The organism is Bacteroides faecium (assembly GCF_012113595.1).
Taxonomy (GTDB): domain Bacteria; phylum Bacteroidota; class Bacteroidia; order Bacteroidales; family Bacteroidaceae; genus Bacteroides; species Bacteroides faecium.
In genome coordinates this window covers 5,100,197-5,126,125 of the sequence record NZ_CP050831.1, presented here as the reverse complement: position 1 = coordinate 5,126,125, position 25,929 = coordinate 5,100,197, and the positions used below count along the sequence as shown (strand labels likewise).

The following is a 25,929-nucleotide window of genomic DNA, read 5'->3' as shown; positions in this document are numbered from 1 at the left end:
AAAACGGCGGCAAAAGTAAAGCTTGCATTTTACCTGCACAATTATTTTTGTAAATACTTATTGGAAGCTTTCTCTTTAGCCTGTCTTTCTTTTTCTTTCCGCTGCTCCCGGAGAGCTCCCCTGATCACGGATAGTTCTGTCTCTATACTGCTGACTTCCATTAACTTATACCCACCTTGCTTGTGGACGTACAAGTGCTCTTTTTCATAAATTTGTTTGGCTAAATCTTTTAGCTTTTTGGAGTGCTTCATATGGACATCTCCCTCGTCAAATTTTTGGAGATATACCGTGAAAAGTGCAGTTTCATCTCCGGTCAGTCCGCCTCTTTTTTCCAGTTCTTCCTCACTGATGATTTCCGCTTTCTTACATCTGCCGCCACTCTTTTTCCGATTTTGGGCATTGTTTTTTACTCTTGTTTTCGCTTCCCTTTTGGGTGTCTTTTTACTAGCCATAATTTGCTAATTTTTACTTTGGTTAAAAATACTAAATATTAAAACATACTTTGGCAAGTGTGCGATAAAGCTGCAAAAAGATTCGTTTTTTTGCCGCTTGCCAAATGGTATATATATAAAATAACTAGTGATGCAAATGACAAGTAAAAATGGATTTAACCGGTGTGGAGAACTCTACATCGATCGTTTGCGAGAAGAGGGCCGCCACTCTACGGCGCATGTTTACAAGAACGCCCTCTTTTCTTTCAGCAAGTTCTGCGGCATATACGGTGTGTCGTTCAGGCAAGTCACCCGTGAGCGTTTACGACGCTACGGGCAGTATCTTTACGAGTGTGGGTTGAAGCCCAATACGATTTCTACGTATATGCGTATGCTTCGTAGCATTTACAATCGGGGAGTGGAAGCGGGCAGTGCCCCTTATGTGCCGCTATTGTTTCATGATGTTTATACGGGAGTTGATGTCCGGCAGAAAAAAGCTTTGCCTGTTGCCGAACTGAACAAACTTTTGTATGCGGATCCGAAGTCGGAACGTTTACGCCGTACGCAAGCCATTGCCACCCTGTTGTTCCAGTTTTGCGGAATGTCGTTCGCCGACTTGGCTCATCTGGAGAAATCGTCTTTAGACAGTAATGTGCTTCGATACAATCGTATCAAGACAAAAACGTCCATGAGCGTGGAAGTGCTGGACAGTGCCATAGAAATAATTAACCAGCTTCGGAACAACCAGGATTCGCAATCAGATTGCCCTAATTATCTTTTCGATATTCTCCGTGGTGATAAAAAGCGGAAGGATGCAGCAGCTTACCGGGAATATCAGTCCGCTCTCCGTCGGTTTAATAATAGCTTGAAGGAGTTGGCAAGGGCATTGCGTTTGAAGTCTCCGGTCACTTCCTACACGCTTCGCCATTCTTGGGCTACTACTGCGAAGTACCGGGGAGTCCCGATTGAAATGATTAGCGAATCATTGGGGCATAAATCTATAAAAACCACACAAATCTACTTGAAAGGCTTCGGGCTTGAAGAACGTACAAAGGTAAATAAAGGGAATTTATCTTACGTAAAGAACTACTGCGCTAGCAGATAAGAATAGTGTAATATATTGGAAATCAGTGATAATAATCGCCCGTTACTTCTTAGGTAACGGATTTAAATTTGACGCAAAGATAGACAAAAACATAGATAACATACAAATATTTCTTCACTTTTTTTAGTTTTATCTGAAATACAGGGCAAAAAACTATCCGAACATGAAATCGTAGATTTCTCATGTTCAATCATTTCTATTGCCTAATCCGAAGAGTCTTCTCGTTGATTACTAGACAATTTCATCTTTTCTCCCCTGTCTATGTGTGTAATTTCCTTTTTCATTGTTGCATGTGACTTATCCGTTACCTAAGAAGTAACGGACAAATATGGGGTAAAAAAACATGATTTTAACAAAGCCAAAATCGATTAGTGCTGGGCCTAGTAATGGGACAGGGGAAGGCGTAGCACACTCTAAACGCTGGTATGTCGCTTGTGTTCGAATGCATCATGAAAAGAGAGTTTCTGAACTCTTAGAAAAAGTCGGAATCGAGAATTTTGTTCCTGTTCAACAAGAAATTCATCAATGGAGTGACCGGCGTAAGATGGTCCAATCCGTGTTGCTTCCAATGATGGTATTTGTACATGCTGATGCAAAAGAACGTAAAGAAGTTCTTTCCTTTTCTACAGTAAGTCGGTATCTGGTAATGCGTGGCGAGAGTAGTCCGACTGTAATTCCTGATGAGCAGATGGCTCGTTTCCGCTTTATGCTTGATTATTCAGAAGATGTCATATCCATGAACAGTGCTCCCTTGGCACGTGGCGAAAAGGTTCGCGTCATCAAAGGTCCTCTAACGGGACTTATAGGTGAACTGGTTAATGTAGAAGGTAAAAGCAAGATTGCCGTTCGGCTTAATATGCTTGGATGTGCTTGTGCTGACATGCCGATGGGGTATGTAGAACCGGTGAAACTTTGAATATGTGATTGTATTTCTGATACACAACTTTATTCGTTCATACTACAATGGAAAAGACATTGAAGGGCATAATACAATATGCCCGCAAAAATTATTTTAGCTATTGGGTAATTTTAGGTATTGATACGGTAATATCCGTACTATGTTCGTTGGTAGCCTATGCCGTCATTCATTATATGGCACACGTTCCAATGAGTGATTGGATGCTTTGTCAATTTGTAGGCGTCTCTTTAGTGGCAAGTGTTGCAGGTGCTTTATTATTTCACACCTATCGTAACACCATCCGTTTTTCTCAGGCGCGTGAACTTTGGCGTATTATGTGTGCTGTACTATTCAAAGTTGGATGTTTATTAGTGATTTCTTTTTGGATTATATATGAAGTTCAATTACCATACAATTATAAAATATCCTATCTTCTGTTTGATGGCTTATTAACACTGGTTGTATTGACGGTTTTTCGTGTATTGCTTATTATTGTTTATGACTCTTTGCTAGATTGGATGAATAAAAAGAATACCCGTATTCTTATTTATGGTATTGATGAAAAGAGTGTGGCTTTGAAACTTCGTCTCCGCGACAGTGGGCATTATAAAGTTGCAGGTTTCTATACCTATGGTAAAGGCAATAGCAGGCGTCGCTTGACGGATCTTCCCATTTATTACTTTGAAAAAGAATCAGATGTTGAGTATATAATGCGTAAACGGGGAATTCGTGGCATTTTGTTCGCCCGTTATGAAGATACCCGTTTGGAGGAAAACCGTCTTCTGGAATATTGTAAAAGCAATGCTCTTAAAACTCTGATTGCACCTACTATTAGTGAAGCAGATTCTGATGGGAACTTCCATCAATGGATACGTCCTATTAAGATTGAAGATTTGCTGGGACGTGCTGAAATCAATATCAATCTTCGTCAGGTCGCCGAAGAGTTCAGGGGAAAAGTAGTGTTAGTGACAGGTGCTGCTGGTAGTATTGGCAGTGAACTTTGTCGTCAATTGATACAGATGGGTATTCAGAAACTCATCATGTTTGACTCCGCCGAAACCCCTTTGCATAATGTTCGTCTCGAATTTGAAAAGAATTTTCCTACTATAGATTTTATTCCAGTGATTGGTGATGTTCGTGTGAAAGAGCGTGTACGCATGGTATTTGAAAATTACCATCCTCAAATCGTCTTTCATGCTGCTGCTTACAAACACGTCCCATTGATGGAAGAAAATCCCTGCGAAGCTGTGCTTGCCAATGTCACCGGTTCACGTCAAGTAGCTGATATGGCGGTAGAATATGGTGCAGAAAAAATGATAATGGTTTCTACTGATAAGGCTGTTAATCCTACCAATGTAATGGGGTGCTCCAAACGTCTGGCTGAAATCTATGTACAGAGTCTGGGCTGTGCCATCCGTGAGGGAAAAGTGAAGGGTCATACCAAATTTATCACCACCCGTTTCGGTAATGTATTAGGTAGTAATGGTTCTGTTATCCCGCGCTTCAAGGAACAGATAGAGAATGGCGGTCCTGTGACGGTGACTCATCCTGATATAATCCGCTTCTTTATGACTATCCCTGAGGCTTGCCGTTTGGTAATGGAAGCTGCCACAATGGGAGAAGGGAATGAGATCTTTGTCTTTGAGATGGGTAAGGCTGTGAAGATTGTAGACTTGGCTACCCGTATGATAGAACTTGCCGGTTATCGTCCGGATGAGGATATAAAGATTGAATTCACAGGCTTGCGTCCCGGTGAGAAACTTTATGAAGAGGTGCTGAGTGATAAAGAAAATACGATACCGACAGAAAATCAGAAAATTATGATAGCTAAAGTACGTCGTTATGAATATGCCGATATCGTTGACACCTATGAGGAGTTTGAGAAGTTGTCCCGTGCTGTGCGGATTATGGATACGGTCAGATTGATGAAGAAAGTAGTTCCGGAGTTCAAATCGAAGAATTCTCCGCGATTTGAGGTTCTGGATAAAGAATAATAAACTTGAGAAATTTATGAATAATTTATTTTGCATTTGCGCAAGTAGAAAGGGTAGGGTATTGCTTCCTTGCCTGGTTGCGATATTGCTGTTCGCTTCCTGTCAGTCGTATAAGAAGGTGCCTTATTTACAGGATGTAAAGGTCGTAGAGCAGACCGCTCAACTGGAAAATCTGTATGATGCGAAAATAATGCCTAAAGATCTGCTTACTATTGTAGTGTCATGTACCAGTCCGGAACTGGCAGTCCCGTTTAATTTAACAGTGGCTACTCAAACAAATTTAACAACAAGTACGACTAGCCAACCGGTATTGCAACAGTATCTGGTCAATAATGATGGTAAAATCAATTTTCCGGTATTAGGTGAGTTGAAAGTAGGTGGTTTGACCAAGAAAGAGGCAGAGCAACTGATTGTGGAAAAGTTGAAACCCTATATCAAAGAAACTCCGATAGTCACTGTCCGTATGGTAAACTATAAAATCTCCGTATTGGGTGAAGTTGCCCGTCCGGGAACTTTTACCATCAGTAACGAGAAAGTGAATCTGTTGGAAGCCCTTGCTATGGCGGGTGACATGACAGTTTGGGGGCTTCGTGACAATGTGAAATTGATTCGTGAAGGTGCTGACGGCAAACAGGAGATTATAACATTGGACTTGAATAAGGCGGAGACCATCATTTCCCCATATTACTGGCTGCAACAGAATGATATAGTATATGTGACTCCCAACAAGGCGAAAGCGCGTAACTCTGATATAGGTAACAGTACGAGCCTTTGGTTCTCTGCTACTTCCATTTTGGTATCATTGGCAAGCTTATTAGTAACAATTTTCAGATAGTAGTGTCATATGATTGAGGAAAGAAAAGAAAAATACGGAGAACAGACCGAAGAACAGGTTAATATTCAGGAAATCATTTTCCGTTATCTGATTCATTGGCCATGGTTCGTAGTATCGGTAATCATTTGTATTGCTTGCGCATGGGGATATCTACGCATAGCGACACCTATTTATAATATTTCCGCTACAGTCATGATAAAGGATGACAAGAAGGGCGGGGGAGCAAACATGTCCTCCGAGTTGGAAAAAATGGGACTGGATGGTTTTGTCTCCTCATCGAGTAATGTGGATAATGAAATCGAGGTTCTTCGTTCAAAGTCATTGGCACGGGAAGTAGTTAACCGTTTGGGATTGTTTGTGACTTATATGGATGAAGACGATTTTCCCGTTAGGGAACTCTATCGTACTTCTCCCGTTTTGGTTAGCCTGACTCCTCAGGAAGCGGATAAGCTTTCTAGTAGCATGGAAGTAGGTATGACTTTACAGTCTACTGGTACAATGGATATACAGATAACAGTAGGAGATAAAGTTTATCAGAAACGTTTTGAAAAGTTGCCTGCTGTGTTTCCAACCGATGAAGGTACGGTTGCTCTTTTTGCCAATAATGACACTTTGACATCGGTTCGTCCGGAGACAGTAATCAAGGAACGTCATATTACGGCTTTTATTAGCAGACCTTTTTCAGTAGCAAAAGGATACGCTAACTCTCTGTCAATAGCTCCCACGTCAAAGAACACTTCGGTTGCAGTGGTGTCACTGAAAAATTCGAATGCTCGACGCGGTAAGGATTTCATCAACAAACTACTTGAAGTGTATAATATCAATGCTAATAACGATAAAAATGAGGTGGCTCAGAAAACTGCTGAATTTATAGATGAGCGTATTGGCATTATTTCAAAAGAGTTGGGCAGCACGGAACTGGATTTGGAGAATTTCAAACGTAGTGCCGGTATTACGGACTTGACTAGCGAGGCGCAGATTGCTTTAACGGGTAATGCTGAATATGAAAAGAAACGTGTGGAGAACCAGACACAGATTAATCTAGTTGTGGATTTGCAAAGATATATACAAGGCAATGATAATGAAGTGCTGCCTGGAAATATCGGCTTGAGTGATGCTACGTCTTCCGGAGCGATTGACCGTTATAATGAGATGTTGATTGAGCGTAAACGCTTACTACGTACATCAACGGAAAATAATCCGACTATCGTTAACTTGGATACCAGTATCCGTGCTATGCGTACCAATGTACAGGCAACTTTGGATGCCACTTTGAAAGGATTGGAGATAACGAAAGCTGATTTAGCTCGTGAGGCAAGCCGCTATTCCCGTCGTATCAGTGATGCCCCTACTCAGGAACGACAGTTTGTGAGTATTGCCCGTCAACAGGAAATTAAGGCAGGGCTTTATCTAATGTTGCTTCAGAAGCGGGAAGAAAATGCAATAACTCTTGCTGCTACCGCTAATAATGCCAAAATCATTGACGAGGCATTGGCAGATGATAGTCCTGTTTCTCCTAAACGGATGATAATTTACCTTGCTGCTTTAGTATTAGGGGTAGGAATTCCGATAGGTACCATTTACCTGATTGGATTAACTAAATTCAAGATTGAAGGTCGTGCCGATATAGAAAGATTAACTTCGCTTTCGGTGATTGGAGATATTCCATTAGCGGATGAAAAGTCTGGTTCTATTGCTGTCTTTGAGAATAAGAACAATCTCATGAGTGAAACTTTCCGTAATGTTCGTACCAACCTTCAGTTTATGCTTGAGAATGGTAAGAATGTGATTTTGGTGACTTCTACCATCAGTGGTGAAGGAAAGTCTTTTATATCCGCCAATTTAGCTATCAGTCTTTCTTTGTTAGGAAAGAAGGTTGTGATTGTGGGACTTGATATTCGTAAACCGGGGTTGAATAAAGTATTCAATATTCCTAAAAAGGATCATGGTATTACTCAGTTCTTGACTAATCCAACTACGAATCTGATGGACTTGGTACAATCTTCTGATATAAACAAGAATCTATTTATTCTTCCTGGTGGAACAGTTCCGCCTAATCCTACAGAATTGTTGGCTCGTGACGGGTTGGAGAAAGCTGTCGAAACGTTAAAGAAGAATTTTGACTATGTGATATTGGACACAGCTCCGGTGGGTATGGTGACAGATACTTTACTTATAGGACGTGTGGCGGACTTATCCGTTTATGTATGTCGTGCTGATTACACCCGTAAGGTAGAGTTCACTTTGATTAACGAACTTGCCGACAATAACAAACTGCCTAATCTCTGTATTGCTATTAATGGCTTGGACCTTCAAAAGAAGAAATATGGTTATTATTATGGCTATGGCAAATACGGTAAGTACTATGGTTATGGAAAACGTTATGGATACGGCTACGGGTATGGGGAAAATAAGGTAAAAAGACAAGACTAATTAATTAAAAGTAAGCGTCCAATTTTGCCATATTTCCTACCCGCTAATAAAATCAGATCTTTGTGTTTGTAGAATCAAAAAGCAAAGTTTATGTATAGTTACAATGATTTTGAGCGTCTGTTTTTGTTCTATAAATTAGAAGGCATACCGGCAGGAGTTTCAATAGAGAAATACTGCATAGCCAACAAAGTCACTTATAACCTGTTTGAAAAATAGTACAAGATATACGTTGTAAATACAATTGAAGACCCATATTCAGATATGACTCCTGACAAAAAAACGAAAATACTCATAGAACTGATTGCCCGCGTCTCAGCGGTATATCATACCATCATCTCAACCTGCAAGATGCAGGGTATGTCAGTTGGATTATTTCAAGAGATTCTTCAGTGAAATTGTTAAAGGACGTAGGGATTATGAACATTTATTGCCTTTGACAATCGGACTGAATCAATAACGAATATTAAAAATCAATATCATTTTTGACGTTATTTATTAGGGAATCGCTTTGTGGCGGCTTTCCTTGGGCTACACGTCAAAATTGGACGCTAACAATACAATCATGTCTGAAGAAAGAAAAAATATCTATTTGTGCCTCGCATCAATGAGTCCCAGTGGCGCAGAGCAGAAGTATGTTCAGGAAGCTTTTGACACCAATAGGGTAGTCCCCATGGGACCAAATGTCAATGCTTTTGAGCAAGATTTGTCTAACTTCGCTAACTGCAATAGCGACGGAAGCAAACTCGACTGCACCGTTGTATGTCTTAGTTCGGGCACTTCCGCAGTCCACCTTGCACTTATTAGTTGTGGCGTACAGGCAGGTGACGAAGTCCTCGTACAGAGCTTTACTTTCTGTGCATCATCCCACCCAATCACTTATCTTGGTGCAAAGCCTATATTCGTAGGTTCTGAGCCTACGACCTGGAATATGGACCCCGTGCTACTCGAAAAAGCCATTATTGACCGCAAGGAGAAGACCGGCAAGTACCCTAAAGCTATCGTTCCTGTTGCCCTCTATGGCATGCCATACGACTGCGAGAAGATTATGGCTATTGCCGACAGGTATGGTATTCCTGTTGTTGAGGATGCTGCCGAAGGTATGGGCTCACGCTTCAATGGTCAGGTGCTTAGCACTTTCGGTAAGTGTGGCGTACTCTCCTTCAATGGTAATAAGATGATCACCACCTCTGGCGGTGGCGCTTTGATTTGTCGTTCAAAGGAAGAAGCCAACGAAGTGATGTGGTATGCGACCCAAGCTCGTGATGCCTATCCTTACTATCAGCACACCGCCATCGGTTATAACTACCGCATGAGTAATGTCTGTGCAGGCATCGGTCGCGGACAGATGACTGTCCTTGATGACCATATCGCTCACCATAAGCACGTGCAATCACTCTATGAAGAACTCCTGAAGAACGTACCTGGTGTACATATCCACAAGCAACCAGAAGATCCTCGTTATGATGCCAACTTCTGGCTCTGTGCCGCCACCATCGACAAGGATGTTCACGTCAAGGGACAGGAAAATACCTACAAGGAAGTCATTACCTCTGCCGTAGGTGGTGCTGCAGGTGTAATCCATGCCGTAGATTCTGCTACCACCGATTGCCAGCCAAACGAAAACGTAGAAGCTCTCCGTGTCTTCATGCTCGACAAAAAGGTTGAGTGCCGTCCCGTATGGAAGCCTATGCACAAACAACCAGTTTACGAAGGCGCTCCTGTTTATACCAATGAAGTGGAAACCGAAATCTTTAAAGTAGGTTTCTGTCTACCTGCTGGTCCATACGTAACAGACGATGACGTGAAGTATATCGTAGAGTGTATCAAGGAAGCTATTGCATAACAATATTCAAGCTGGCAACAAGGCGTGATGCTGCAGATCGAATCTGTGCCTGATTACAACACTCTTAGTCTTTTAGCCCCCTATGTCTCTTAGACTTATATTCATTGAAATAAAAAAATATGCGAAACCTACATATTATCATGCCCATGGCTGGCGAGGGAAGCCGCTTCAAGAAAGAAGGCTGGACAACCCCCAAGCCACTCATCGAACTCAACGGTATGCCTCTCTTCAAGCACGCTATCAGTAGTGTCTCTGCCAAGGGTATCAACCTCAAGTACTCCTTCATAGTGCGTCAAGAGCATATCGATGAATACAAGATTGACGAAGGCATCAAGTCCTTCCAGCCCGATGCCAACATCTTTTCGGTGCTCAAGACTACCCTAGGTGCAGTAGAGACCTGCCTTATGGCCGAATCGGCCATTGCCGATGACGATGCCGTAATAGTGATGGATTGCGACCTCGAGTTCCGAAGTGTCCGCTTCGTCGAGATCATAAAGGAGATCCTCTCTCAGCCTATGGAGGAAGCTAACGGGGGTGCTTTAGTGTCATTCGAAAGCAACGAGCCTCGCTACTCCTATGCAGCTTTGGGTGAAGACGGTTTCGTAACTCGTACTGCTGAGAAGGAAGTCATCAGCAATCATGCTCTCTGTGGAGCCTATTTCTTCTCCACCGGCAGGCGCTTCAAGCAGATTGCCCACCAACTCCTTGACGAACCCGAGTTCAAGAAACCTGAGTATTATGTCTCACTCCTCTACAACTACCTCCTTGCCGATGGCGAGAAAGTTCGTCTTGCACCAATGGAGGAATACTATTCATATGGAACTCCTGAGGAGTTGAAGCGATATCTTTAAACGAAAACTAAAACTGTGGGGTTGGAAGCGAAAAATCAAAGTCCAAATCCGTGCTCGTTTAGTTATCGTTATAGTTAAAAATCACTTTTTGTTTTAGTTATAGTTTCAGTTGAACAAGGAAATCGCTTTATGGCGGCTTTCCTTGGACTATATGTCAAAATTGGATGCTAACTTGGAGTCTTTCCCTTAAATGGTTGCCCCTGAAACAGTCGGAGGGCTCAAAATCTTTACTCAAAATCCCCCTAGAAAATTCAAACTAAGTTTTTGTATTAGTTTTCGTACATAGTTATGATAAAAGCAATAATCACCGATTTTGACGGCACGCTCGTTGATACCTTCGAGGCCAATCTCCGTGCCTATCAGGAGGCTTTCCATCAGGTGGGCATCACACTCACAGCAGAGAAATATCGTGAGTGCTTCGGCTACCGTTTCGACCGCTTCATGCTGGCTATGGCAGTAACCGATGAGACTATTGCCAACCAGATCAACGAACTGAAGAAAGAGGCATACCCTCAGCACTTCAGCCACCTTATTCCCAACACAAAACTCATTGAGTTCATTGCCACCTTCCATCAGATGGGAGCCAAGACCGCAATTGCCTCTACAGCTCGTAAGGAAAACCTTATGAATGCTGTCAACTACCTGGGTATTGCTCATCACTTCGACCTCATCTATGCCGGAGTCGATGTCAAGCAAGGCAAACCCTCACCAGAGATATACCTCAAAGCAATGGATGCTCTTGAAGTAAAGCCCGAGGAGGTTCTCATTTTCGAGGACTCACCTGTAGGTTTCCAAGCAGCCAAAGCCAGTGGTGCTAAGTATATTCCCGTTACCACCGACTGGTTTACTGAATAAGAAATGTAAAAGTTATAACTATGGAAATAGAAGTTAGAGGTCATTCCGGCTGTCAGATTGATGTGGTCAATGAAGACGGAGGAATCTACGTTTATAAATCGACAGCAGATCCCAAGTATCTGCAACGTCTCGCATTGCAAGCCAAAAAGCAGATGGCTGCTGCAGATGTGGAGTACCAGCACATCCGTGTACCTAAAGTGTACGAGCTGCAGGAGAATCTCGACACCACCATCATCAAGATGCAGTATGTCTATTCCAAGAACTTCATAGAGTTCTTTGAACAGGCAGGCTTTGAGCAGGTCGATTACCTCATTGGCGCTTTGGAGTACTTCGTAGAGCACGAAATCTCCAAGAGCGAATTCCAGAAGGTCTCTCCCGCCGTCTTCCAGAAGAAGTTTGCGGATATCAGAACTAAAGTGGAATCCAATCCACTTTACAACGAAAACCAAAACGGCTTGAACCGTTTGAACCCTGCAATGGCAGATCTTATGACTCGTTGTCAAACCGTCTTCGACAATCTCAAGGAGATGACTATCCCTGTGGGCGTATGCCATGGCGACCTCACCTTCAGCAACATCCTCTTCAACGGTAACAACTACTACCTCATCGACTTCCTTGACTCCTTCATTGAGACTCCTCTTCAGGACATCGTCAAGATACGTCAGGATACTGCTTACCGCTGGTCACAACTCATGTACACCAAGAAGTATGATGCTGTCCGCCTCCGTATCGTGTGTGACAAGATAGACCGAGAGATCGACCAGTACTTTACCTGCAAGTACCAATGGTACACCGACAACTATCGCGTCATGCAGCTCATGAACATTCTCCGTATTCTGCCGTATGCACACGAGGAGAAGGTCATCTCGTATTTGGTTCAAGTACTCAATGACCTTCTCTCGAGCGTTGAAGGAGAAACGGGAAATGGGAAAGGATGTGAAGGTAACGAGAATGGAGAAATGAAAAACGAGAAATGTACCAACGACAACCCTTCTCCAGAACGAACGCTTATCATGCCGATAGCGGCAGATAAGAGTGAGTACAAAACCCGTCTCCCTCGCGTCTTCCTCATTGCCGAAGATGGCGTTATGCATTGCATACGAGCCCTCAAGAGTCTCAACCTCTCACGATACGATCACATCTACATCACTATCCTCCGTCATCTCGATGAGAAGTATGCCCTTACTGAGCGCCTCATTCTCCAGTTCCGTATTAATGGCATCACCAATGCCGAGATTGTAGTCCTCGACCAGCCTACCACCTCGCAACCTGATACCATCTACCAGACAATTCTCCAGAAGGATATCCATGGCAGCATCTTCGTCAAGGATGCCGATTGTAGCTTCTGTGGTGACGACACCATCGGCAATGCTATCGCCATTTATCCACTCGAAGAACTCGATTGGGTCAACCCTAAGAACAAGAGTTATGTGAGCGTTGATGATATGTACTATATCACCAACATCATTGAGAAACGCATTGTATTTCACTTCTTCACAGCCGGAGGCTATAGTTTTGAGAGTGCCGATACCTATTGCCGCTACTACGAGCAGTTCCGGCAGCAACCAGGTCTTTACCTCTCTCACATCATCTACTCCATGCTCCTCGACAAACACACCTTCCGTCCCGTTTTGACCAAGGAGTATGAGGACTTCGAGCTTAAGTTTGAGAAGAAGTAATCTGTTTTACTTTTTGTACGGAATTTTATCTTTATTATCAAATAATGGCAGACAGTATTTCAGATAACAAACGAATAGCCAAAAATACGCTTGCATTGTACTTCCGTACTTTCATTACGATGATAGTGGGATTGTACACAAGCCGTATTATGCTACAAGCGCTTGGTGTTGACGACTATGGTATAAACAATGTTGTAGGTGGCATTGTTGCAATGAGTTCCTTTTTGACAGGAGCTGTTTCATCTGCTATCGCACGATTTATCACGTATGCTCTTGGTGATGGTGACAAACACCGTATGAAAGTTGTTTTTTCTACAAGTGTCAATGTGATGATAGCTATGTCAATTGTTGCAGTCATAGCACTTGAGATTATTGGAGTGTGGTTCCTTAACTCACAAGCGGACATCCCTGATGGACGAATGACTGCAGCAAACTGGGTGCTGCAATTTTCAATCATTACGCTTGTGCTAAATCTCATCAGTACACCTTATAATGCTACCATTGTAGCACACGAGCACATGTCTATTTATGCCTATGTGAGTATTGTTGAGGTAGTGCTGAAATTGGGTGTATGCTTCGCGATTATGGCTTTTGGTGGCGACCGCTTGATTCTGTTTGCTATACTGACTGCTGCTATTGCTTTGGGCATTCGATTGTTTTATTCATGGTATTGCCAACGCAATTTCGAAGAAGCAAGATACAGTCATAAGCTGTTCGACAAGTCCTTCCTAAAGGAAATGACTCAGTTTACAGGGTGGTATATGGTAGGAAATGCTGTGTGGGTATTTAACACACAAGGCGTTAATATGCTTATCAATGTATTCTTTGGTGTTGTACTGAATGCGACCCGAGGAGTTGCTGTAACCGTCACTGGTGCTATCAATACATTCGTAAACAACTTCACTGTAGCATTTGTTCCGCAAATTACCAAGAGTTATGCTTCGGGAGATAAAGATCGTTTGCTTTTCCTGGTGTTTCAAGGCACCAAGATAACATGGTATCTCTTGTTTATATTGATCATTCCTGTTTTTTGGGAAGCAGAAACTTTGCTAAAACTTTGGCTTGGTAACCCTCCAAAGTATTCTGATTTATTCCTTCGTTTTGCTTTGTTTGAAAGTTGGTCAATGGTCGTAAGTTTTGCACTTCACAACACGATATTGGCAATAGGAAAATTGAAGAGAGTACAGTTGCAAATTGCGCTTTATACAGCTTTGATTTTCCCGATTACATGGTTGTGTTTCTTGGCAGGAGCTCCAGCATGGTCTTCATGCATCGTTTTTGTACTTCTGAACACCACATCAAAAGCATTCACTCTTTACGAACTAAAACGCCTTATTGATTTTCCTGTAAATAGCTTTATGAGACAATGCGTTCTGCGATGTACGGCTGTTACTGCACTAGCATTCGCACTACCAGGAGTTCTCGTGTATCTGATGCCGCAAACCACTTTACGCTTCTTTATTGTGGTTTCTGTGTCGATGTTATGGACGCTGATATGTGCATATAGACTTGGATTAAACAGTTCCGAGAGATTAGCTGTTCGTTCAATAATAAATAAGGTGCTGAATAGATTTGTAAATAAGAAATAACATATGTAATGAAAAAAATAGAATTAATCAAAGCTTATGTAGAGGGTGACACTATCCATTACCAAGTCCGCGAAGATGCAGGTCTTGGATTGCTGAAAAAGGAGATTGTTGACCTGTTCATCCGCTACCATGGTGATAGCAATTATGACTGTGACCTATCCAAGGTCCATAGGTCAATATTGCTTACGCCTATATCTCTATATATGTTGCCAATAACATATTTCTTCAATGACGTAGAATTGGTAATACCTGAGATGGACAAGGTTCTTTACGGACAATTGCCCACCATATATGAAGCTTATTCTAAGATTTATGGTCCATTCAAGAAAGATTGGAGGGGCAAAGTAACTGTACAGAAAGTTGTAGAGAATACACCTGTTGAGAATGCTAAGTATGACAAAGTTGTATTCTTCTCGGGAGGTGTAGATGCTTGTCATGCTGGTATAAATAATCCAGGCAAAAAATCTCTTCTGGTAAGTATTCCAGATATTGAGCGTGATGCGGTTAGCGAAGGGCCTTTGCGTGAAGAAAAGTACTCTTTAATCAAGAATTTCTCTAAAGTAGTAGATAGTGATTGGCTCTTGATTTTAAATAATTTCAATACTTCGCTTTTCAATGAAAAAGTAATATATAATTGTTTGAGTTTTGAGATAGGCCTTTGTAGTGATGCTTACAAATATGACGGATGGGGTGGCATAAGGTATTTGGCTAATATGTGTTGTGTGGCACCTGTCGCATATTTAACAAGTATAAGGTCGCTCGTAATGGGTTCAGCATTTGAACAGATTGAGGATAAGTTGCAGAATAATTATGATGGAGCAAGTCCGGAGTTATCTGATACTATAGGATTCTGTGATACTACTTTTGCGGAACAGGATGCTCTCACTGTTCGTCGCACCCAAAAAGTCCTCAATATTATTAATTGGTGTAAGTCAAAAAATACAACCACGAAAATATGGGTTTGCTTCTCTAATGATTCTGTTCAATGCGGCTTATGCGTAAAGTGTTTACGTACCCAGTTGAATATCTTGTGTGCAGGCGAAAATCCTAAAGAGTGGGGCTTTGAAAATTTCTCAGAGAAAAAGTTTTCTCTGTATGTTAAGGCTTACAAGTATAATGAAAGCAATCCTTGTTGGATATGGGATAATATAGATACAATCCAGGATGACAGAACTTACCCATATTGCGATGAACTCTTGCATTGGTTGAAGTCAATCGGTTATAAAGAGTATCACCAGCGTGCAGTGGAAAAGGCGAGACCTACTTTGATGAAGAGATTGCTGGCTTTCGGTCAGTATTCTCACTATCTCAAGGTGATTATTTCAAAACTAACAGGAAGAAAGTAATATGAGTGTCATAAGCAAATTAAAGAGTGTCGTAAAGGGCATTTTGAGAAGTGTTCAACCAAGAACAGCCGTTCAGGCTAATATATCACAATTAGCTCCGAATGAATTACTCAAGGATCGTTGTGCATTGATTACGGGCGGAACCAGCGGTATCGGCTTTGCTATTGCAGAGGCGTATCTCAAAGCTGGTGCAAAAGTCATTGTTACAGGACGCTCAGAGAGCAAACTAAAAAAAGCCGTTGATGATTTGGAGGGTTATGGTGAATGCTGTGGGGTGGTTATGGACATAACGAAGACAGAAACATTGCAGGATGACTTCAATACTGCTGTTTCAAAATATGGGAAGATAGATATTCTTGTCAACAATGCCGGAGTTTCAGGTGCATTAATCTCAAATGCAACTCCAGAGGCATTTGATGCTGTAATAGATACCAATCTGAAGGGCGTATTCTTCCTTTCTCAGATTGTAGGTAAATATATGGTAAAGAATGGTATTCACGGTAACATTCTGAATATTTCTTCAGCATCAAGCATCAGACCTGCGGCATGTGCTTATACTATCTCAAAATGGGGCATCCGTGGATTTACTATGGGACTTGCACGTACCTTGTTACCATACGGTATTGTTGTTAATGCATTGGCTCCTGGCCCTACAGCAACCCCATTACTCAAAAAGGATGCCGATGCAGATGATATCTCGTTACTTAGAACTCCTGCTGGTAGATACGCATTGCCTTGCGAAATTGCAAATATGGCGGTCATTCTTGTGAGTAGCATGGCACGATTGGTAGTTGGCGATACTGTATTCATGACCGGTGGCGCTGGTAACATAAATAATGGTGACATCGATTATACTATCTAATATGAAGAAATCAATAGATTTATTGTTACGCAAACTAGAAGAGAAACATATTTCAAAACATATTGTTTGCCCTTCTGCAAGTTTTGCGATTAAGGATTTAACCGAAAGCGTTGAAAACGCTGTCGAGATAATAGACGAACGATCAGCTGGATATATAGCAACAGGTATGTGCGAGGAGATGGATGAACCTATTGTGGTATGGTGTGCTGATAACGATGCTTATAGAAATCTCACATCAGCACTTACTGAAGCCTATTACCGTAAGTTGCCGATACTTGTTATTGCTGTTGCTTGTGTTTCTATTATCAATCAATCCATAAATCCGTATGACACTATCCGATATTATGCCAACAATTCTACTGTTGGCAGTAAGGGGGTAGAGGCAGATGTTGAAACAGCTATTGATTATCTGTTTGCAGACGTAAAAGGACCAGTCTTTCTGTCATTAGGTTCAAATTCCGTTAATACAAACAGTACCCTTATCGAAGAACCTGTGAATATGATTGATGCTACCGCAATCACTGCTGTTATCCCATCCGATACGTGCTTGCATCTTGGATACAACATAGCCTGTGAATGTGGTCATTTTATAGAATCTATTTCCAGAAAGGGGCATTGTACCAAGGATGGCAATCTCTCGATGTTGATAGGTTCCTCTGTAGTAGCTAAAGATCAGTTGCACATAGGCATCTTTACGAGTGATGAGGTAGCATACGACTTGAATATGTTAGGAAACAGGCATGTGGGAAACAATCTTATAGTCTTTTCCGTAATGTCTGGTGGTCAGTCATCAGCAATAAACAATTTCGCTAATAGAATGGCTTGGGAATGCAGGCGTGTAGCTATCTCGGAGATGGAATCACTTAAAGGATGTCTTGTTACAAGTGAAAAACCTCAATATATAGAAGTAGAATTATGAGTCAGATAGAAAAACAATATGATGATCTTAGATATAAGACAGGCTGTTTCTACACAAACGAACGCAACAAGCAAATCATCATATTCCTCCTGAAAAAATATGGCATAAAGAGGGTTGTTGTCTCTCCTGGAGCTACCAATTTTGCGCTTGTTGGCAGTATGCAGCACGATTCATTTTTCGAAATGTATTCTTGTGTTGACGAGCGTGCAGCTGCTTATATGGCAATTGGTATGGCAGAGAAGAGCAATGAACCTGTAGTCCTTTCTTGTACGGGTGCAACTGCCTCAAGAAACTATATGGCAGCATTGACTTATGCTTTCAAGCGTAATATACCTATATTGGTCATAACTTCAAGTCTCTCGTTGGCTTCAGTAGGACATCTGAAAGCTCAGGTTACAGACAGAGAGCACTCACCGGTGGATATGATTTTAAAGTCATATCAGTTTGATAACATTAAGGATGCAGAGGATGATTGGAAGGTTAATGTGAAAACTAATGAAGCTATCACACAACTCTTGCTTAATAGGAAACCTGTTCTCATCAATGTGTGCACTACATATAGTTTGAATTTTGTAGTAAGGGAATTATCTGGTGTCAAGTATATACCTACTTACTCCTTAAGTTCAGAGTTGCCTTCCATCCCCAACACCAATATCTGCGTGTTTATTGGATCGCATAAAAGATTTTCGGCTGAGCAGACAGCAGCTTTGGAAAAGTTTTGTGAGTGTCATAATGCCGTTGTTATGGCTGACCATACAAGTGGGTATTATGGTAGATATAGAGTGAATATGGTCTTGCCATTTAGTCAGGAACTTTACTTCTCCAAAAATCGGGAAGTGGGACTTCTTATTCATCTTGGTGAGATCTCTGGCGATTATTACACTTTTGGCGGTCTTCAACCGAAGATGGTATGGCGTGTAAATACAGATGGTGTATATTCTGATTTCTTCAAGAAACTGACGGCTGTCTTCAAAATGCAGGAAGCAGATTTCTTCAATCACTATAATAATGGATGTACGTCAGGTCATTCCTACTATGAATCTTGCTTGAAAGAGCGTGAGATGTTTTTCCAAAAGAGACCAGACATTCCATTTAGTAATATCTGGATAGCAAGTCAGTTGCACGACAAACTTCCGAAGGGTTCACAGCTCCACCTTGGTATTTTGAATTCATTGCGTTCATGGGATTTCTTTGATTTGCCGGAAGGTGTTGAAGGCAATTCTAATGTAGGCGGATTTGGTATAGACGGTTGTGTTTCTTCCTTGGTAGGAGCCGCTATGATGTCGCCTGATAAGATTTTTTATGGCGTTGTTGGAGATTTGACATTTTACTATGATGTAAATATTTTACTTAATAAATGTTTACCAAAGAACTTCAGATTAATCGTAGTCAACAACGGAAGAGGCATTGAATTCAGAAATTATTGCCATCCAGCATCAATGGCGTTCGGCAAATCTGTTGACTCTTTTGTAGCTGCAGCTGGTCATTTTGGCAATCAGCAGAATAGTGCCATCATTGATCTTTGCAAAGAAGCCAATATTGATTATCACGCTATCTCTTCAAAAGAAGATTTTTCCAGTATTATTGGAAAACTCGTTTCTCCGCAAAATGATAAAGCGATGGTGGTGGAATGCTTTACAAGTGCTGAGGACGAAAGTAACGCTCTTCGTCAATGCAGGCAATGTGTTCAGGATCCCTATTGGCGTATTCGTAAGGTTAAGAGAGTGATAGGTAGAATTAAAAATAGATTAGGATTATGAAGTTAGGCATACTTACATTCCATTGTGCACATAATTACGGAGCATTGCTACAATGTTATGCACTTCAGGAATATCTCAAGTCATTAGGTCATGATGTCTCAGTCATTGACTATCGCCCACGGTACTTAGTATCTGGTTATCTGCGAAGCTCACTCCATTACTGGATTTCGCGCACTCCCAAATATATTTTTAGCAAGTTCTTCTACGAGCTAAAGGTACACAAGGCACGAACACGCAGATTCGACAAGTTTGATGACTTTATCAATAAGAAATTCCATCTTGCTCCTTATAGCAAGGATATGGATTTCAGCGAATATGATGCTATCTTTATCGGTAGTGACCAAGTGTGGGATAAGGCTATCTGTGGAGGCACTTTTGAACCAGTATATTTTGGTGAGAAAGCAGTTTGTTGTATCATTTCTTATGCTGCAAGCAACAAAATGTCTTCATTGACAGATGAGGATAAAGCTTACTTCAAATCCAGACTGGAACGATTTACAGCCATTGGTGTTCGAGAGAAAAGATTGCAGGAACTGCTCCAACCGCTCACAAACAAAGAGGTTGCACATACTGTTGATCCTACATTGTTGGCAGGCTCCTTACTAACGGATGGTATCGAGGACAAACGTCTTGTGAAGGATGAATATGTTTTGGTTTATGAGGTGGTAGAGCATCCCGAGGTTATTCGTACTGCAAGAGAGTACGCAAAGTCCCATGGCTGCAAGGTTGTCTTGTTGAGTGCATACTTAATGACAACTGATCTGGACATTAGAGACCAGGAGGCTTTACCTTCGGATTTTGTAAACTATATCCGACATGCCGAATGTGTTTTTACTACTTCGTTTCATGGTACAGCATTATCTATTATTCTAAAGAAAAAGTTTTACAGTTTCCGTCAGTATACCAATTCGGATATAAGAATAGAATCTTTGCTGAATGTGGTAGGAATTCAAAATCGTTTTATCGATATGGGTGCGCCTATTGATAATACAGATGTTGATTACACAAATGCTTATCAAAACTTGAATAGGAGTGTTGATAGTTCGAGATTGTTTATAGAGAATGCTTTAGCAAAAGTGAGATCATGAATACAACAAACTTGCAGTTTACACGTGATTATACGCAGATCATAAAGGGCTTTGCCATAGTGTTTATGATAGTGCTACATTGCTTTGGTGGCAGCGGTTGGTATGATGCAGATCTGCCAATGAATCACAATGAGTTCTTGATGGCGTTCATGCCTTCATTGAAAATCTGTGTAGGTATTTTTACTTTCATGGTGGGTTACGGTTACGCTTTCTCCAAGACAAAGGATTTCTCCTACAGTTGGCACCACATTAAAGCACTCCTTATTCCATATTGGATTATACTGTTTGGCTTTACTGTTCCATTCTGTTTAAACTTAATATGTGGGGGTAAAAGCTTGATTAACAATGCGTTTGGTCTTCAAAGTAATCTTAGTTGGGTGAACTGGTTCATCCATTTCTACATCTGGTCAATGATTATTATGCCCTTTGTAGGAAAGATGATAAATAAAAAGCCATACCTCTTTGGAAGTATAGTAATAATAGCTGCTTTTGCAGGAGAAGTTGCTTTACATCAGTTAGTGCCTACATATAAGGATAATTGTTATCTACAGACACTATTCAACTGTCTTACACAGACGCCAACCATGATACTTGGTTATGTGTTTGCATGTATGCGACTCTTCCAAAAGGTTTCAATTATGGAATTGAAGGGTATAGGGGTTAAGGTGCTTGTTGTTTTGGGTATAGTAGTAATGATGTTTGTCATCCTCTTTATCCGCTCAAAGATAGATGCCATAGTCGGTTTCAATCTCGATTTCTTCTATGCCCCTCTGATGATAGCTTGCATTCTCTATCTTTTCAATCAGTTTCAGATGCCGAAGCTCAGCAAGGTTATGGTTTCGTTAGGTAGCAATTCCGTGTATATGTGGTTTTTCCATGGATTGTTCTTCACAGCTGTCATCCGTTCGGTTTATCAGCCCTTCATTATGGTCAGCACCAATCTCTGGATCATCTCCCTTTGGACAATAGTACTCACCTACATCTGTTCGGTAGTGATCAAGAAGGTTGTGGAGTATTAATATAGATTTTAGTTGAGATTATCTAATGGATCTTAGGTGAGGATTTTGAGCAAAACTACCATCGTAAAAACTCGACCTAACATTTTTAGTAAGATTTTTAGTTAATATTTTATAGATATAAGTTATTATTTTCGTTGACGTTATCGTTGAAAATATGAACAACCCATTAGTTTCAATCCTTCTACCAGTCTATAACACTTCGGCATACTTGCCTCAGTGTTTGGATTCTGTGCTTGCACAAACCTATGAGAACCTGCAGGTGGTTCTTGTGGATGACGGCAGTAAGGACAACTCATTAGAAATATGCCAGCAGTATGCCGCAAAAGACTCCCGCATAGAGGTTTATCATCAGGAGAACCAGGGGGTGGCTACTGCTCGCAATGCATTGCTGTCCAAGATCAAGGGCGATTACTTTTTCTTTGTAGATTCTGATGACTGGATAGAGTTGGATATGATTGAGTTCCTTCTTACTAGAGTTGAGAAAGAAAGAGCCGATATAGCGACCTGTGACATCGTTATTAATGATTCAAAGGTAAGTTCGGACTATTTTTCAAAGATATATAGCAAAGATGAGGCAGTTGAGCGCTTTCTCTACCATTTAGAGTTTCGAGGTTCATTGTGCAATAAACTAACGAAAAGTACATTGTTATGCAATAGGCCAAAATTCTTGAAGGATATCAGTTATGGAGAAGATGCTCTCTTCTGTTGGGAACTACTAAAGGAGGCAAAAAAAGTTGTTTATACCGACCGGCAGTTCTATCATTACAGAATGTTAATGGACAGTTTGACCCATTGTGCCTTTGGTCCTAGGAAGTTAAGTGGCCACAAAGTATGGTCTATATTATGCGATGAGACTGCACGTCTCTATCCTCAGTATTCAGATGTGGCACATGCTCGTTTCTGTGTAGAGACGACTCTTCTCCTTCGTGATGCTGCCCATTGTGGCTATAAAAAGATGGACAATGTGAAGATGCTCCAGCGAACAATCAAGAAGCACTGGCCTTGTTTGAACAAAGTCAGCATCACCTCTCTCAAAATGAAAATATACGCCTTACTTGCTTGCAGAAGCTATTGGTTGGCAGGTAAGATATAAGTTGAATGATTAAACTTTAATAATAATATGCAAAGAATAATATTTGCAAACCTTCATGGAAATGAGTTTCTATTGAAGACACTTAATAAGATCATATTCAAGCAGTCTGTTGCTATCAAACATAAGTATCTATTGGATTATCTTCTGCAGAGCGATGAATTTGAGGTGTGCACATATCTTAATGATAAGAGTTTCTCTATGTCGTATTCTCACGCAGGTATAATACCAAAGTGGCTTGTTAAATTAGAACATAAGTATTGCTTGAAGAAGAATGGCATTCCGTCAAGCAAGATTACAATTCTGACGAAAGAAGACCAGATAATGAAAGACGACATTTTGATTATGTACAACTACTATACTAATCAATATGACTTCAAGAAGCGTCCAGACTGTCTGATTGCCATAAGTCATATCCATTTCAATACAAGTAATGCGGATAAGATGCGTGCAATAGATCCAGACGTGCTGTACAACGAGGCAAACTTTTCTCATGGGTCTATTATTTTCGACAAATTCTACAGCTGGTTCAACAAAAAGTTTGAAGTCATCCCATTCGTTTTTGCCGACCGATTCCAGAATGTCAAGCCTTTCAACGAACGTCAGAACAAGTGCTTTTCAACAGGTACTGTTACCTATATGCATAACATCACACCTTACTATGGCGACCCTTGTGCACAACCAGCACGTAAGCAAATTATGACTCATAAGGAGGAACTTCTTCCTTTTGTTGATTGCTATAATAGTGACTATGCCGAGGATACTGTTGATGGTCTTTTGAAGGCAAATAACGTATGTGCCCGAATTTATAATGTGGTCTATTCCAAGTTGTTTACAGGTCGCCAAAAGAAGTACTATTCCTTCAATATGGTTGAGAAATTCAACGATTACAAAATGTGTCTTGTTGGTGAAGAGATAATGGGTATCCCCGGTGTCGGTTTCGTAGAGGGTATGGCATGCGGTTGTGCCTACATTGGTCAGAACAAAGGCTACTATGAAGATTACGGAATGCAGGAAGGTGTTCATTATATTGGGTATGATGGTAGCATAGCAGACTTGAAAGATAAGATAGCCTATTATCAGATGCCTGAACACCAAGAAGAACTTGAACGCATAGCAAAGACAGGTTGCGAGTTTGTTCGCAAAAACTTCTGTGGTCCTGTAATTGCAGAAAAATTTATCAATATTCTGTTACAATATCTCTCTAAGAAGAACGAAAAATAGAATAGATTATGGATTTTATTCCTGCTCAATATTATTATGATGTCTATCTTGTGATAGCAACATTGCTGTCATTTTCCTGTTTGACGTTCTATAATAGAAGAGATGTATCCCTTTCGTTGAATGTCAATCAAGAAAACAAAAAGGCATTCTGGCTATTCTTTATATTTGCTATCTTTGTGGGTGTGCGTCCTATTAGCGAATATTTTGCTGACATGACTCAGTATTATGGTATATATACCAGATGGTCAGGAAGCTTTACCTTCAACTGGGATGTGGAGAATCTTCTCTATGACAACCAAATGATGTGGTTTGCAAATATTCGTCTTGAGCCCGTCATCTATTATCTGTATATAGCATTCATATATTTTGGTGGCATGTATGTGGCATGTCGTAAGATGTTCCCCGGAAATGCTTATGCTGCTCTTTTGGTTTGTCTTGTTGCTTTCTCCACCTTTGGGGCTGGCACAAATGGTATCAAGGCTGGTTCTGCAGGTTCTCTCTTCTTGATTGCTCTTGCTTATCGTGACAATTTGAAAATATGCATCTCTTTTGTGCTGCTGTCTTATGGTTTCCATCATTCTATGCAGGTTCCTATTGCTGCCATGGTGGCAACATTGTTCTACAACAAGAAACCAAAATACTATATTTACTTCTGGATTGTTTGCTTCATATTATCAGCTTTGCACATATCCTACTTCCAACTTTTGTTTGCGGGTTTGACTGATGATAAGGGTGCTGGTTATCTTTTGAGTGATAGATCAGAGGATGTGATTTTTGATAGAGGTGGTTTCCGTCTGGACTTTATCATCTATTCCGCTATGCCCATTCTGATGGGATGGTATGCTATCACTAAGAGAAAGATACAAGACAAGTGGTATAACATCATCTTTTGTACATATACACTAGTAAATGCAGTATGGATGCTTTGTATGTACGCATCGTTTACCAACCGTATTGCCTACCTCAGTTGGTTTATGTATCCTATAGTTCTTATCTATCCGCTCTTCCTTGAGCAATGGGGAAATGATAGGTATAAGTTCTTTGCCAGGGTGGCAGCATTGCATCTGGCATTTACATTATTCATGCACATTGTTTATTATTAATATATGGAAGCGAAAACATTAACGAAAGCAGACTTGCAGCAGCTGCAAGATTATAATAAGAAGATATATCCAGATAAAGTGATTCCTGCCAAGGATTATCTGGAGTTCTGGTTCAATAGAAATGAGCGTGCCCTTGACCAATGCCTTATCCTTCGCGAAGAGGATGGAAGTGTACATGGTCAGGTGTTGGCATCGGAGATGTCGTACTACTATAAGCAGGAGCGAACAGATACCGTTTGGCTTTTCGACCTGATTGTGGATGAAGACCTCAGAAAGACAGGTTGGGGCGTGGATGTGCTACTGGCTTGTATGGATAAGCATCCTCGTTCTTGTTCTACAGGTTCTGGCCCTACTGCTCTACCTATCCACCTGAAGATGGGCAATAAGATGTTGGGAGAGATTCGCAAGTATGTGGGAATTGTTAATCCTTTGAGCATGTTTATCTCTCTCTTCCGGACAAACATCAAAGCAGAGAAGTTCCCCTCATCAGTTACTGTCAATGGTAAGACCTTCCGTGAACTTTCGCGTGAGGAAATGCCAGCACTGACAAAGCCATATAACGATAATCTTTTAGAGATTGCTCGCAATAGGGAATTCTTGCAATGGCGTTACTTCAATGACCTGCATCCATACGCTTTCTATAAGGATGAGCAGTCGGATGATTTTTTTGTAGTACGAACCACCATCCAGAAGCACATGACCGTGATGCTGCTTGTTGACTATCGTTGCGATATGAGTGATGCCAAGGCGTTTGAGAATATCTATCTGGCAGCCAAGAAGGTGATGAGCAAACTGCATATTGGTATGTTGATAGCTGGTAGCTCGCTGAAAGTTGTGGATGACGTGCTGGAGAGTCATGGGTGCAAGTCTATTGGTCGCCCTCGTCCTGTTATTGGCTTTGTGAAGGTGAAGGATAGAAAGGCAGATGTGGAGGCTCGCACCTTCTTGCTGACTACATTTGCAGATAGCGATGGCGAAACCAATTGGGTATAATTGTTAAATGAT

At 41.2% G+C, this 25,929-nt stretch carries 22 protein-coding genes; 21 read left to right on the top strand and 1 reads right to left on the bottom strand.

Going from position 1 to position 25,929, the window contains the following annotated elements; genetic code table 11:
- Positions 1–41 precede the first annotated feature (41 nt).
- A complete protein-coding gene (locus BacF7301_RS19080; protein WP_167965319.1) occupies positions 42–452 on the bottom strand; it encodes a DUF4119 family protein in 411 nt (136 codons plus the stop codon).
- 136 nt (positions 453–588) lie between these two features.
- Between BacF7301_RS19080 and BacF7301_RS19075 the strand changes: the two genes are divergently transcribed.
- The 21 genes from BacF7301_RS19075 (at position 589) to BacF7301_RS18975 (ending at position 25,917) form a co-directional block, all read left to right on the top strand.
- Positions 589–1,536, top strand: coding sequence for a tyrosine-type DNA invertase cluster 3b (locus BacF7301_RS19075; protein ID WP_305792421.1), 948 nt, complete (start codon positions 589–591; stop codon positions 1,534–1,536).
- Positions 1,537–1,879: 343 nt separating this feature from the next.
- On the top strand, positions 1,880–2,452 hold the full coding sequence (locus tag BacF7301_RS19070) for a UpxY family transcription antiterminator (protein ID WP_167965317.1): 573 nt from the start codon (positions 1,880–1,882) through the stop codon (positions 2,450–2,452).
- Between the two features lie 47 nt (positions 2,453–2,499).
- Positions 2,500–4,428, top strand: coding sequence for a polysaccharide biosynthesis protein (locus BacF7301_RS19065; protein ID WP_167965316.1), 1,929 nt, complete (start codon positions 2,500–2,502; stop codon positions 4,426–4,428).
- Positions 4,429–4,444: 16 nt separating this feature from the next.
- Complete coding sequence (locus BacF7301_RS19060) at positions 4,445–5,263, top strand: polysaccharide biosynthesis/export family protein (protein ID WP_167965315.1); 819 nt, start codon at positions 4,445–4,447, stop codon at positions 5,261–5,263.
- 9 nt (positions 5,264–5,272) lie between these two features.
- A complete protein-coding gene (locus BacF7301_RS19055; protein ID WP_167965313.1) occupies positions 5,273–7,696 on the top strand; it encodes a GumC family protein in 2,424 nt (807 codons plus the stop codon).
- 90 nt (positions 7,697–7,786) lie between these two features.
- Positions 7,787–7,912: a hypothetical protein gene (locus BacF7301_RS26065; RefSeq protein ID WP_256380245.1), complete on the top strand. Its 126-nt coding sequence runs from the start codon at positions 7,787–7,789 to the stop codon at positions 7,910–7,912.
- Between the two features lie 346 nt (positions 7,913–8,258).
- Positions 8,259–9,539 (top strand): DegT/DnrJ/EryC1/StrS family aminotransferase, encoded by a 1,281-nt coding sequence (locus tag BacF7301_RS19050; RefSeq protein ID WP_167965311.1) that lies wholly within the window; start codon positions 8,259–8,261, stop codon positions 9,537–9,539.
- 119 nt (positions 9,540–9,658) lie between these two features.
- Positions 9,659–10,390, top strand: coding sequence for a glycosyltransferase family 2 protein (locus BacF7301_RS19045; protein ID WP_167965309.1), 732 nt, complete (start codon positions 9,659–9,661; stop codon positions 10,388–10,390).
- Positions 10,391–10,678: 288 nt separating this feature from the next.
- On the top strand, positions 10,679–11,245 hold the full coding sequence (locus BacF7301_RS19040; RefSeq protein ID WP_167965307.1) for an HAD family hydrolase: 567 nt from the start codon (positions 10,679–10,681) through the stop codon (positions 11,243–11,245).
- A 20-nt stretch (positions 11,246–11,265) separates the two neighbouring features.
- Entirely contained in the window at positions 11,266–12,924 is a 1,659-nt protein-coding gene (locus BacF7301_RS25970) for a phosphotransferase (RefSeq protein WP_245208268.1), read from the top strand.
- A 44-nt stretch (positions 12,925–12,968) separates the two neighbouring features.
- On the top strand, positions 12,969–14,513 hold the full coding sequence (locus BacF7301_RS19025) for an MATE family efflux transporter (RefSeq protein ID WP_167965305.1): 1,545 nt from the start codon (positions 12,969–12,971) through the stop codon (positions 14,511–14,513).
- An 8-nt stretch (positions 14,514–14,521) separates the two neighbouring features.
- A complete protein-coding gene (locus BacF7301_RS19020; protein ID WP_167965281.1) occupies positions 14,522–15,859 on the top strand; it encodes a hypothetical protein in 1,338 nt (445 codons plus the stop codon).
- Between the two features lies 1 nt (position 15,860).
- Positions 15,861–16,721, top strand: coding sequence for an SDR family NAD(P)-dependent oxidoreductase (locus BacF7301_RS19015; protein ID WP_167965279.1), 861 nt, complete (start codon positions 15,861–15,863; stop codon positions 16,719–16,721).
- A gap of 1 nt (position 16,722) precedes the next feature.
- Positions 16,723–17,640, top strand: a complete 918-nt coding sequence (locus BacF7301_RS19010) for a hypothetical protein (protein ID WP_167965277.1) — start codon at positions 16,723–16,725, stop codon at positions 17,638–17,640.
- A complete protein-coding gene (locus BacF7301_RS19005; protein WP_167965276.1) occupies positions 17,637–19,400 on the top strand; it encodes a thiamine pyrophosphate-binding protein in 1,764 nt (587 codons plus the stop codon). Before BacF7301_RS19010 ends, BacF7301_RS19005 begins: the two co-directional genes overlap by 4 nt.
- On the top strand, positions 19,397–20,488 hold the full coding sequence (locus tag BacF7301_RS19000) for a polysaccharide pyruvyl transferase family protein (protein WP_167965274.1): 1,092 nt from the start codon (positions 19,397–19,399) through the stop codon (positions 20,486–20,488). The genes BacF7301_RS19005 and BacF7301_RS19000 overlap by 4 nt, the downstream gene beginning before the upstream one ends.
- On the top strand, positions 20,485–21,507 hold the full coding sequence (locus tag BacF7301_RS18995; protein ID WP_256380244.1) for an acyltransferase family protein: 1,023 nt from the start codon (positions 20,485–20,487) through the stop codon (positions 21,505–21,507). Before BacF7301_RS19000 ends, BacF7301_RS18995 begins: the two co-directional genes overlap by 4 nt.
- A gap of 154 nt (positions 21,508–21,661) precedes the next feature.
- Positions 21,662–22,600, top strand: a complete 939-nt coding sequence (locus tag BacF7301_RS18990; protein ID WP_256380243.1) for a glycosyltransferase family 2 protein — start codon at positions 21,662–21,664, stop codon at positions 22,598–22,600.
- 321 nt (positions 22,601–22,921) lie between these two features.
- On the top strand, positions 22,922–23,821 hold the full coding sequence (locus tag BacF7301_RS18985) for a glycosyltransferase (protein WP_167965269.1): 900 nt from the start codon (positions 22,922–22,924) through the stop codon (positions 23,819–23,821).
- 8 nt (positions 23,822–23,829) lie between these two features.
- On the top strand, positions 23,830–24,924 hold the full coding sequence (locus BacF7301_RS18980) for an EpsG family protein (RefSeq protein ID WP_167965267.1): 1,095 nt from the start codon (positions 23,830–23,832) through the stop codon (positions 24,922–24,924).
- 3 nt (positions 24,925–24,927) lie between these two features.
- The gene (locus BacF7301_RS18975) at positions 24,928–25,917 is read left to right on the top strand and encodes a hypothetical protein (protein ID WP_167965266.1); all 990 of its coding nucleotides are present in this window, start codon (positions 24,928–24,930) and stop codon (positions 25,915–25,917) included.
- Positions 25,918–25,929 lie beyond the last annotated feature (12 nt).

Bases quoted from the DNA above. Each gene is read 5' to 3' on its own strand.
- BacF7301_RS19055 (WP_167965313.1), top strand. From the start codon at position 5,273: ATGATTGAGGAAAGAAAAGAAAAATACGGAGAACAGACCGAAGAACAG.
- BacF7301_RS25970 (WP_245208268.1), top strand. From the start codon at position 11,266: ATGGAAATAGAAGTTAGAGGTCATTCCGGCTGTCAGATTGATGTGGTC.
- BacF7301_RS19050 (WP_167965311.1), top strand. From the start codon at position 8,259: ATGTCTGAAGAAAGAAAAAATATCTATTTGTGCCTCGCATCAATGAGT.
- BacF7301_RS19070 (WP_167965317.1), top strand. From the start codon at position 1,880: ATGATTTTAACAAAGCCAAAATCGATTAGTGCTGGGCCTAGTAATGGG.
- BacF7301_RS19040 (WP_167965307.1), top strand. From the start codon at position 10,679: ATGATAAAAGCAATAATCACCGATTTTGACGGCACGCTCGTTGATACC.
- BacF7301_RS19075 (WP_305792421.1), top strand. From the start codon at position 589: ATGACAAGTAAAAATGGATTTAACCGGTGTGGAGAACTCTACATCGAT.
- BacF7301_RS19010 (WP_167965277.1), top strand. From the start codon at position 16,723: ATGAAGAAATCAATAGATTTATTGTTACGCAAACTAGAAGAGAAACAT.
- BacF7301_RS26065 (WP_256380245.1), top strand. From the start codon at position 7,787: ATGTATAGTTACAATGATTTTGAGCGTCTGTTTTTGTTCTATAAATTA.
- BacF7301_RS19015 (WP_167965279.1), top strand. From the start codon at position 15,861: ATGAGTGTCATAAGCAAATTAAAGAGTGTCGTAAAGGGCATTTTGAGA.
- BacF7301_RS19000 (WP_167965274.1), top strand. From the start codon at position 19,397: ATGAAGTTAGGCATACTTACATTCCATTGTGCACATAATTACGGAGCA.
- BacF7301_RS18980 (WP_167965267.1), top strand. From the start codon at position 23,830: ATGGATTTTATTCCTGCTCAATATTATTATGATGTCTATCTTGTGATA.
- BacF7301_RS18995 (WP_256380244.1), top strand. From the start codon at position 20,485: ATGAATACAACAAACTTGCAGTTTACACGTGATTATACGCAGATCATA.
- BacF7301_RS19060 (WP_167965315.1), top strand. From the start codon at position 4,445: ATGAATAATTTATTTTGCATTTGCGCAAGTAGAAAGGGTAGGGTATTG.
- BacF7301_RS18985 (WP_167965269.1), top strand. From the start codon at position 22,922: ATGAAAGACGACATTTTGATTATGTACAACTACTATACTAATCAATAT.
- BacF7301_RS19025 (WP_167965305.1), top strand. From the start codon at position 12,969: ATGGCAGACAGTATTTCAGATAACAAACGAATAGCCAAAAATACGCTT.
- BacF7301_RS18975 (WP_167965266.1), top strand. From the start codon at position 24,928: ATGGAAGCGAAAACATTAACGAAAGCAGACTTGCAGCAGCTGCAAGAT.
- BacF7301_RS19045 (WP_167965309.1), top strand. From the start codon at position 9,659: ATGCGAAACCTACATATTATCATGCCCATGGCTGGCGAGGGAAGCCGC.
- BacF7301_RS18990 (WP_256380243.1), top strand. From the start codon at position 21,662: ATGAACAACCCATTAGTTTCAATCCTTCTACCAGTCTATAACACTTCG.
- BacF7301_RS19080 (WP_167965319.1), bottom strand. From the start codon at position 452: ATGGCTAGTAAAAAGACACCCAAAAGGGAAGCGAAAACAAGAGTAAAA.
- BacF7301_RS19020 (WP_167965281.1), top strand. From the start codon at position 14,522: ATGAAAAAAATAGAATTAATCAAAGCTTATGTAGAGGGTGACACTATC.
- BacF7301_RS19065 (WP_167965316.1), top strand. From the start codon at position 2,500: ATGGAAAAGACATTGAAGGGCATAATACAATATGCCCGCAAAAATTAT.
- BacF7301_RS19005 (WP_167965276.1), top strand. From the start codon at position 17,637: ATGAGTCAGATAGAAAAACAATATGATGATCTTAGATATAAGACAGGC.